The sequence below is a fragment of the Blautia glucerasea genome (assembly GCF_020537505.1).
Lineage (GTDB): Bacteria > Bacillota > Clostridia > Lachnospirales > Lachnospiraceae > Blautia_A.
In genome coordinates this window covers 1-3,968 of record NZ_JAJBMO010000052.1, presented here as the reverse complement: position 1 = coordinate 3,968, position 3,968 = coordinate 1, and the positions used below count along the sequence as shown (strand labels likewise).

Genomic DNA, 3,968 nt, shown 5'->3' with positions numbered 1-3,968 from the left:
CCCCTGTTTTGAACACATCCCTGCCCGTGCGGTCATTATTTGTCTCATTTTCTGCACTTTTCTGGTACTTACGAACACTTCTGACTCCACACTGCCCCGGAAACCGGCACCGCCAGGACGATGTTCCTGGCACCGCTCCATTCATATGAACACGTGACGAGCGTCAAAACCTTATCGTATATACACTTCAGGTAATCATCCCCGGTTTCGAACACTTCCCTCTGCTTAGCTGCTTTTAAATATTCCTGCACTGCCTCCGCATCTGCGAGTTTCTGCTGGAATGGGAACAAATTCCTGTCTGCTTTCAGCACCGTGACAATTCGGTATTCCTGAATGCTATCCTCTGTCTGAAGATAAGCAAAGGGATGCTCCTGATAGTACGTTTCATCTGCATATAAGTCCAGATTTCCGAACATTGCCCCACTGTTCATGTTGTGACCGTAAATGATAAGGTTCCGACTTTCAGACACTTTACAGTCTGCCTGTAAAAACAGGCTTCCGTTGATGTCATATTCCTTTTTGTAATTCCGTTTCAGGTAAAACTCCCCATTCTCCTGTTCGGACTGAAGCACCGGGTAATCAATCCCGGTATCCGGTATTGTCAGCCATCCCTGCACATCCGGGTATTGTTCCCGAAGAGAAACAAGGTCTACCGCAGCCACCGGGCATTTTCTTCCAGCTGGTTGGTCTTTCTTTTCAGAGCCTGAGGCTCCCGGAGCTTCCGGCTCCGGGAAATTCCCTTTCAGCTCTGCCACCAGCTTTTTGTTCTCCATTGGAAGATATACCATGTGGTAAATCAGAAACCCGGCACTTGTCAGCGTCACTGCAAGGCAGATGATCTTGAAAAACCTCTGTAAGATTCCTGTCTTTGGTTTTTTCTTCATCGTTCCTGTCCGGCTTTTCTCTGCTTCTTTGGCTGACTCTTCTGCGTCTTTCCCGGCACAGGCGGTTTCCTTGCTGCTTTCAGGATCGGCTCTGTCGGGATTTGGTTCTGTCTGCAGCCCTTTAAGATCCCAGTCAGGTACGACCGTCCGGGCGGATTAAAGTTCTGCATGTAATCTTTTGTCATGATATAGACAATGGCTTTGATCTCTCTTCCATCTTTGTTCTTGACAGTGATCTCCTGCTTGTCGTAAAAATCAGGATAGCCTTCATAAAGATCCAGGCTCTTTTCACAGTCCCCGGTCAGTGACCAGAGGACGCCGTCCACATGGCTTCCCTCTTCCGGGAAGATGGTGGCAAGGCCGCTTCCTGCGGCTGCAAAGGTCAGCCGATACCCCTCCAGGCGGACGATTTCTACCACCTCCGCCTTTGGGCACCGATATGCCATCTGGTCCAGATCCATGTTGCTTCCATACGCAAAATATAATTGTTTCAGCCTATCTGCCCCCTTTTTTCTTCTTTCTTCTGGATGCCACACCCATGCCGATCAGACCGCCTGCGGAAAGAATCAGGCACAGGGCCGGAATCCAGAGGTTGGTGTCATCGCCTGTTTTCGGGTTGCTTACAAACGGGGTATCCTCCGGCAGCTTCTCGTTCGTCACTTTCTGGATGACTTCGATCACTGGAGTTTTGTCATCTACATAGGTAAATGTCACCTCATGTTTGGTCTCATCCAGCTGATAGCCCTCCGGTGCTTTGGTCTCAACCAGATAATAGGTGGCTGCCTTATCAAATTTGCCGTCCTTATAAGTTCCGATTGCAAGCAGTCCGCTGGTTGCATGGCCGTTTTCATCAGTGGTCAGGGTTTCTACCACTTTGCCATCCGCATCCCTCAGTTCAAATTCTGCATCTTTCAGTGCTGCTCCGGTATCCTTATCTGTTTTCTCAATGATCAGACGTCCCTTTGCGGTGTCATCTTTCATGGCTACCTTCTGGATCTCTGCGGTATCTGCCACCTCGAAGGTGATCTCCTCTGCAACGACATAACCGTTTGGAGCCTGCTCTTCTTTCAGGGTGTATTTACCAATCGGAAGTTTTTCGATATAATGCGGCTCTTTACCGGAAGTCCAGGTTTCTACGATGTTGCCATTTTCATCTGTGATGGTCAGTTTGGCTCCTTCGATCTCATTATCTCCGGTAATATCCGTTTTGCTGATCTTCACTTTGGTCACGTCATCTTCCATTACCTGTTTCTGGATCTCCGCAGTATTCTCTACGGTGAATGTGATGCTTTCCGCAGTGGCATATCCATCGGCCGGCTTGTTTTCTGTCAGGGTGTAAGATTTTCCTACAACCAGTTCTTTGATGATGTGCGGCTCCTTGGTGGATGTCCATTCCTCAACAACAGCCCCGTTTTCATCCGTCAGCTGTAATCTGGCTCCCGGCAGTTCCTCGCCCGTGGTCAGATCGGTTTTGGAAAGCTCCACGGTTGTCGGCTCATCTTCAAATACAAATTCATAGGATGCTTCTACTTCTTTATCCCCCTGGTACTCAAAAACAAATTCCTGCTCTTCTCCGGTGGTGACAAATCCATCCGGTGCATACAGCTCCTTCACATAATAGGTTCCGTCGATCGGCAGGTCTGCAATAAAGGAAATCTTTCCATCTGCATCTGTTGTTTTTAACTCGATCAGGGTATCTGCTTCCATCAGCACCTTTCCAGATGCGGACAGGATGTCGTTTCTGGTGTACAGTCCAAAGATGCCGCCTTTTAATACACGGTCGGTATCCTTTTCTTTCTTCAGGACGTTCACTTTTACTTTCTGACGGTTGTTCTGCCAGTCCTCATCGTATACGACAACCGGGGTATCCTGGTCACGGTAGGAAAGATCTACATATCGTGGTTCTTCATCCAGCACATAACCATATGCTGTGCCCACCTCTTTGACATAGTATTTTCCAACCGGAAGGTCAGATACTTCTGCAACACCGTTTGCATCAGTAGTCACGGTTGCCACCAGCTCGTCCTTAGCATAATAATCCGGGCTTACACCATCGGCTGCTTTGATATCCTCTGCAGCGTAAATCTCAAAGGTAACGTCTGACAGGCTTCCTGTGATGTACTCAAACAGATGCTCTACAACGCCTTTGACATTGTCCAGCAGGGTGATCTTATCAAGGAATTCACCCTTCTTGTTTACGATCAGCAGGGCTTTCGGCACATCGTCTTTCATTTCCACTTTCTGTACTTTTGCGGTATCCTGAACGGTGAATTCCACATCCGTGGTCTTTAAATAACCAAGCGGTGCAAGAGATTCACGGAGGGTATAAGTTTTTCCAACGGTCAGGTATTTGATCACATGAGGCTCATCCTTTACGGAAGTCCAGCTGTCGATCACATTTCCATCCTTGTCCAGAACAGAAAGGGATGCCCCGTTCAGCTCTACGCCTGTGGTCAGGTCGGATTTTGTCACCTCGATGGTGGTCGGCTGGTTCTTCTTCACAGATTTCAGCTTGATGGTCGGAATGTCCTGCCCCTGATAGGTGGCATCAAATTCCAGTATCTCGTCAGAAGATACAAAACCATCCGGTGCAGAAATTTCTTTCACATAATAAGTTCCAAGCGGCAGGTCCAGGGTGAAGTGTGCCTGTCCTTTTTCATCGCTTGTGATCTCCTGTAATAAGGTATCTGCTTTCACAATAATCTTGTCACCGGATTTGATCTCGTTCTTATTGTAAAGACCGAATGTAGCTCCAGCTACCGTGCTTCCTGTTTCTGCATCCTGTTTTTCCACGGTGATGCTTACTTTCTGGCGTTCATTGGTAAAAGTCACTTCTTCGTCTACGACTGGGGTATCCTGTCCGGCATAGGTAAAAGTTACTTCTTCGCCTTTGGCATTCCAGGTGTAGCCCTCCGGCGTTTTTTTCTCTTCTACACGGTATTTGCCGAGCGGAAGGTTCTCTACTACGGCACTTCCGGTTTCATCGGTTGTCACCGTTGCCACCAGTGTGTCTTTGGCATATTCCAGATAACGGTTGCCGTTCTCATCTTTCTGATGGTCTGCGGTATAGATATCTTCTGCGGC

The 3,968-nt window shown here is 48.2% G+C and carries 3 protein-coding genes; all 3 read right to left on the bottom strand.

Going from position 1 to position 3,968, the window contains the following annotated elements; genetic code table 11:
- Window positions 1-68: 68 nt before the first annotated feature.
- On the bottom strand, window positions 69-884 hold the full coding sequence (locus tag LIQ05_RS19000) for a class B sortase (RefSeq protein ID WP_015533349.1): 816 nt from the start codon (window positions 882-884) through the stop codon (window positions 69-71).
- Window positions 881-1,378, bottom strand: coding sequence for a gamma-glutamylcyclotransferase family protein (locus tag LIQ05_RS18995; RefSeq protein WP_025577045.1), 498 nt, complete (start codon window positions 1,376-1,378; stop codon window positions 881-883). Before LIQ05_RS18995 ends, LIQ05_RS19000 begins: the two co-directional genes overlap by 4 nt.
- Window position 1,379: 1 nt before the next feature.
- Window positions 1,380-3,968 (bottom strand): LPXTG cell wall anchor domain-containing protein (locus LIQ05_RS18990; RefSeq protein WP_264292812.1); only part of this gene is annotated, 2,589 nt, incomplete at its 5' end.